Annotated in this window: 5 protein-coding genes; 4 read left to right on the top strand and 1 reads right to left on the bottom strand. The window is 38.7% G+C overall.

What is annotated here, in order from left to right; translation table 11 throughout:
* Positions 1 to 497 precede the first annotated feature (497 nt).
* Genes MUP17_11290 through MUP17_11275 form a run of 4 tightly spaced genes read left to right on the top strand, consistent with a single transcriptional unit; the run spans position 498 to position 3,723 of the window.
* A complete protein-coding gene (locus MUP17_11290) occupies positions 498 to 1,904 on the top strand; it encodes a HAMP domain-containing histidine kinase (protein MCJ7459565.1) in 1,407 nt (468 codons plus the stop codon).
* An 18-nt stretch (positions 1,905 to 1,922) separates the two neighbouring features.
* Positions 1,923 to 2,570: a response regulator gene (locus MUP17_11285; protein ID MCJ7459564.1), complete on the top strand. Its 648-nt coding sequence runs from the start codon at positions 1,923 to 1,925 to the stop codon at positions 2,568 to 2,570.
* Positions 2,567 to 3,250 (top strand): hypothetical protein, encoded by a 684-nt coding sequence (locus MUP17_11280; protein ID MCJ7459563.1) that lies wholly within the window; start codon positions 2,567 to 2,569, stop codon positions 3,248 to 3,250. The genes MUP17_11285 and MUP17_11280 overlap by 4 nt, the downstream gene beginning before the upstream one ends.
* Complete coding sequence (locus tag MUP17_11275; GenBank protein ID MCJ7459562.1) at positions 3,226 to 3,723, top strand: hypothetical protein; 498 nt, start codon at positions 3,226 to 3,228, stop codon at positions 3,721 to 3,723. Before MUP17_11280 ends, MUP17_11275 begins: the two co-directional genes overlap by 25 nt.
* A 96-nt stretch (positions 3,724 to 3,819) precedes the next feature.
* Here MUP17_11275 and MUP17_11270 read toward each other — a convergent pair.
* Positions 3,820 to 4,639: Mrp/NBP35 family ATP-binding protein (locus MUP17_11270; GenBank protein ID MCJ7459561.1), on the bottom strand; the 820-nt coding region annotated here is incomplete at its 5' end.

Below are 4,639 nucleotides of genomic sequence, written 5' to 3'. Positions count from 1 at the left end.
AGGTGATGGGCTGATTGTCTGTAAAGATGGTTTCAACGCAACGACAGTAGTGCCGGATCAGTTCCGGGAGTTGACTGCAAAGTTTGAGGTCGATGCAAAGATTGTAGAGGTTGATGAATCAAGCATTTTTTGCGTTTTGACACGAGGTTAATAAACTTACCACCAATAAGACTTGAAACCATATTTGATTTTATTATACTAAAAAAACCAAACTGTATACCATGTGCCTATACCGGTCCAACTCCAAAAGAATTTCAGTTGCGTGTCAGAAAAAAATTGCTATATTATTTATGCTTATTAGCAGACTCGGAATATCTGGTTCGTTTGGGAGTGCCAGTGAGTATTGAAACAATTCCAAGAACTAACATTATAACCATAAATGCTAATATGGTAAGCACGACTTCCCCCTTTTTGATTGTCAAATTTGTTCATTTGCCTTTTTATGATTATCGGCATTTCCAAAGAAAGATTCACAGAAAATCTATAGAGAGCTGGATATGAGTTCTTCGTTTCACGAGTTTATCAGTGTCTATGTTCTTAACGCTTTGACTGCGATTACTCTTTTATTTCTCTACCTGTTATTATCCAGAACTTATTATGCAACAAAAAAGGATAAGGGGTTATTCTTTCTTTTCGGTGGTCTATTCTGGTTACTCAATCTGGTATATCTAGCTTTGAATGAACTAAGCAAAAAGTATATTGGTTTGGTGGACACACAGGAAGTTGGTTTTACCCTATCTCTCAATACTGTTAGCATGTTTTTCTTACTGGTTGCGGCAAAGCAAAGATTTTTTTCCAAGTATCCAAAACTTTTTAACATGTGGAATATAGCAACAATCAGTTTGTCGGTACTTGTTCTTCCTATAATAACGCTAAGCTACTTTCCGAGCCACCTTAGAATTGTTGAGGTTTGTGCTGTTTCGTTCGGGAGCCTGGCCATATTTCTTTTTGGAAACGCCTATCAGACTTATTTCTGGGCTGCCCGTCGACCTTTTAGACTTTGGGTCAAACGTTGTTTGGTGTTCTCCATGTACCTTTATTCTCTATTGCAATTTGGTTATCTTTTGAAGGCTAACCAAGATATTTTCTTTGTAGCCGGAACGACTCTAAAGCTGATACACATTTTTGGTCTCATTGGATTTTCCGAAAGTTTATTTGCTGATTACAAGGAAAAACGCCTTGCTTATCAAAAAGCAAAGGACGCTTTTAAACTAGCTGATCAACTGGCGCATGAGCTAAATACCCCAGCAGCAGAAATGCGACTAAGGCTCTCCGCTCTTAAGAGTAAGTACAGAGTTTCAAGTATAGTGCTAGAGCAGGAAAGACAATTGAGTAATCTAGTGGAGCAACTCACCTCTTTAATTGCCGGTTATAGGAGTCTACAAAGTGATTTAGATACGCAAATGATAGAAAAAGGTCCTGGTACGTGTAATATCAATACGATATGCGATGCTGCCATTATGACTTTGAAGCTAGTCATGAAGCCGAAGGTTCGATTTGTAAAAAATTATTGTTCCGGTCCCTTAGTTTTTGGTCAAGAATCAAAATTTTTACAGGTTTTCAAGAATATTTTTAAAAATGCTATCGAAGCAACAAATAACCTTCAAAACCCGAGAATTCAAGTGACAACAAATGTAATCAAAGACTCTGTACATAAGCCTGTGCAAGTTCAAATAAAAATCGAAGACACAGGACCAGGGATAGATGAGCGGATTTTCCCAAAGATTTTTGAGGATGGAATTTCGACTAAACACTCTTTTGGCAGAGGCCACGGCCTTTATATTGCAAAAACAATTATTGAAGAGCACCGTGGAACAATACAAGCAAAAACAAAAGGTAATAAGCCATACACAGGAGCCTATTTTGAGATAACACTTCCCTATTTTTCTAAAAAACGGCCGTAATAATGAAAGGAGGACCGAATGTCAAATACCCTTTTTGTTGATGACTGTGAGAGCCTAGTGGAGACAGTCAAGGTGTTCATCGAGGACGAAAAAATTGAGACAACATTTTGCAAAACCTCACTGGAAGAAGCCCAAGAGGTTCTTAAGGAAGTGAAAGACGTTAAATGCGTTATTGCAGATTTGGTTTTCGAAGGTTCGACAGAGGATGGTATCCACCTGCTTGAAATGGTAAAGAAACAATATCCTAAAGCAGAGTGCATTTTGTTAACTGGATATGTTCTTAATGATTCACAACTTAATCGGTTAAAGAAAATCGATGGAAAGCTTATTTACAAAGCTGACCTAAACGAGGATATACTTCGCAAGTTGCTCTCCGGTGAAACCATACTCGAAGGTGAAGAGAGTAGTTATAAATCGGAAGTGGATGTAGGTGAACTCAAATTGAGATATGACAAAATGAATTCTATTCTTGATGAAATGATAGAAGATATTTATGAAGAATTAGAAAGTATAGAGAACCAAAATGAGATAGGCATTCTGGCAGGCATTAGGACACTATCAGTAGCACAGCTAAGAAAGCACCTGGAGGCTAAAGACGAGATTGGTACTGAGATAATAAAAATGTACCGTTCATTAAACAAGAGATTAAGGGGGTCACAACTATGAGATTTCTCCAATCAGTTTTTCGTCGGTTTTTGTCCCTGTTTGACCTGAGCTCTACGCAAAAGTTGAGGTTTAAGGGATATTTATCCAGTGATTTTCACAGCATGCTAGACAAAGTAGAGAAATTTGAGCGTGTTTGCACCTCCAGACCATGCAAAAGTTATTTTGACTATAATAAACGTAATATTGTAGTACAGCTTTGGTGTTTTGGGAAAAATACCGGATTCTTTTGCGATGCCGATGAATCAAACCAGAGCCCTATTCTCCTCCCTGAAATTTGGTGGTTGGCTAGTTCAGGTGACCGTAATGTTTATTTATTTGCGTACGCCTGCAATTCCTCAACTTATTTAAGCACAAGTGATATTGCTAACTACCTTACTGGATGTATGGGTTTTAGAGGGGAGTTGTGGTTCTGGTTTGGCTCTGATTCCGCCAGAACCTTTTGGATAGAATTCGGAAGAAGGCTACAGGATCTGTTCCAGCATTCAGATGCGATCGATCTAGCGTTTAGCGTTAAGGTTCATCAACTCTACTTAAGTTATCTCAAAGAAAACATTGAGAAGAGTAGACGGATGAACAAGAAGGAAGGGATGTTTTTAAATCTATTATTTCTAAACCGTCACTTGGAAAATTTGGAGTTAATTCAAGGAGGTAAACTTTGGACAGATACAACGAGGCCATGAAAGTAGCTCGGGAATTTAGTTCCTTAGAGCACTTGGGGTCAAAAACAGCCCAGTCATCGAGTAACATGGAGCAGGCTAATAATTTCAATAAAAACTTGGAGACTGCTTTGGACGGCATTAATCAGAAATTAGTTTCAGATTTCTACAATCTTAAAAAAATGAATTTGATTGCAATTTTCGCTATTTCCTTCAGTCTGCTGTTCCTTTTAATCTGTTTGTTGTTGGTATTATTTAAGTTAGCTACTATTGCTATGGTCTCAGCGGTATTCTCTGTGGTCGCTAATGTTATGACTATATTGGTATTTCAGCGCCAAGATAAAATTCGGCAGACAGTAAATTCACAAATGAGATATTTCAGTCCCCTGTACTCTATGTCAGTTTTGTTTCAATTCTGTCAAGGCATTATTGACTCAAGCGCTAGGGACAAAGCTATTGCAAAATTAATTGCTGACTTTAGCAAGTTGTCCAAATAGAATTGGACAGCACCTGTTGGGGAAAGTGAACACTTCAGTGTGGAAAATAATAAATCTTATTCTGGGATTTGTTTCCTGAAGCAAGATCGATTTTAACTACTTATGACTAAGAATACTTACCTGCCTTGCTAAATTTCCGGCTATCTGGGCAAAGATCTGAGAAATCTCTGAATCGGGGAATTTTAAAAGAAAAGGTTCTCCTTCATCTCCTGAAACTCTTAAGTTCATATCTAAAGGAATCTCTCCAAGAAAAGGAACTCCCAGGTCTTGACCAGCTTTTTTTCCTCCTCCAGAACTGAAGATATCACTTCTTTTTCCGCAATGGGGACAGACGAAATAGCTCATATTCTCTATTATCCCTAAAATCGGCACATTCAACTGCTGAAATAGTTTCAATGCCTTGACCGCGATTTTTTTAGCTACGTCCTGAGGCGTGGTCACGATTACAGCTCCGGTCAGAGGAATGGTCTGGGCTAAGGTCAACTGCGCATCTCCTGTTCCAGGGGGTAAGTCTATTATCATATAATCAAGCTCTCCCCAGTCTACGTCTCTCAAGAACTGTTGAATGGCACCAGCTACTAAGGGACCTCTCCAGATCACCGGTGTGCTTTCCTCTAAGAAAAAGTCGATGGATATAATTTTCAGATTAAAATTCTCAACCGGGATTATCTTCCCTGCCTTTGCATAAACCTCTTTCTTGACTCCCAACATCTGAGGAATAGTTGGTCCATATATATCAGTATCGAAAAGCCCAACTTTAGCTAAACAGTTAGACAAAGCCAGAGCTAAATTCACGCTTATAGTTGATTTCCCTACTCCGCCTTTGCCTGAGGCAACTGCGATGGTATTTTTTACCTGAGGAATCAAATCCTCAGCCGAGATTCTCTTGAAAGGAACGACTGAGGAGTCAAATTTT

The sequence above is a fragment of the Candidatus Zixiibacteriota bacterium genome, from assembly GCA_022865345.1.
Taxonomy (GTDB): domain Bacteria; phylum Zixibacteria; class MSB-5A5; order MSB-5A5; family RBG-16-43-9; genus RBG-16-43-9.
Note: the sequence above shows the minus strand (reverse complement) of the source record. Positions and strands in the feature narration are given on the sequence as shown.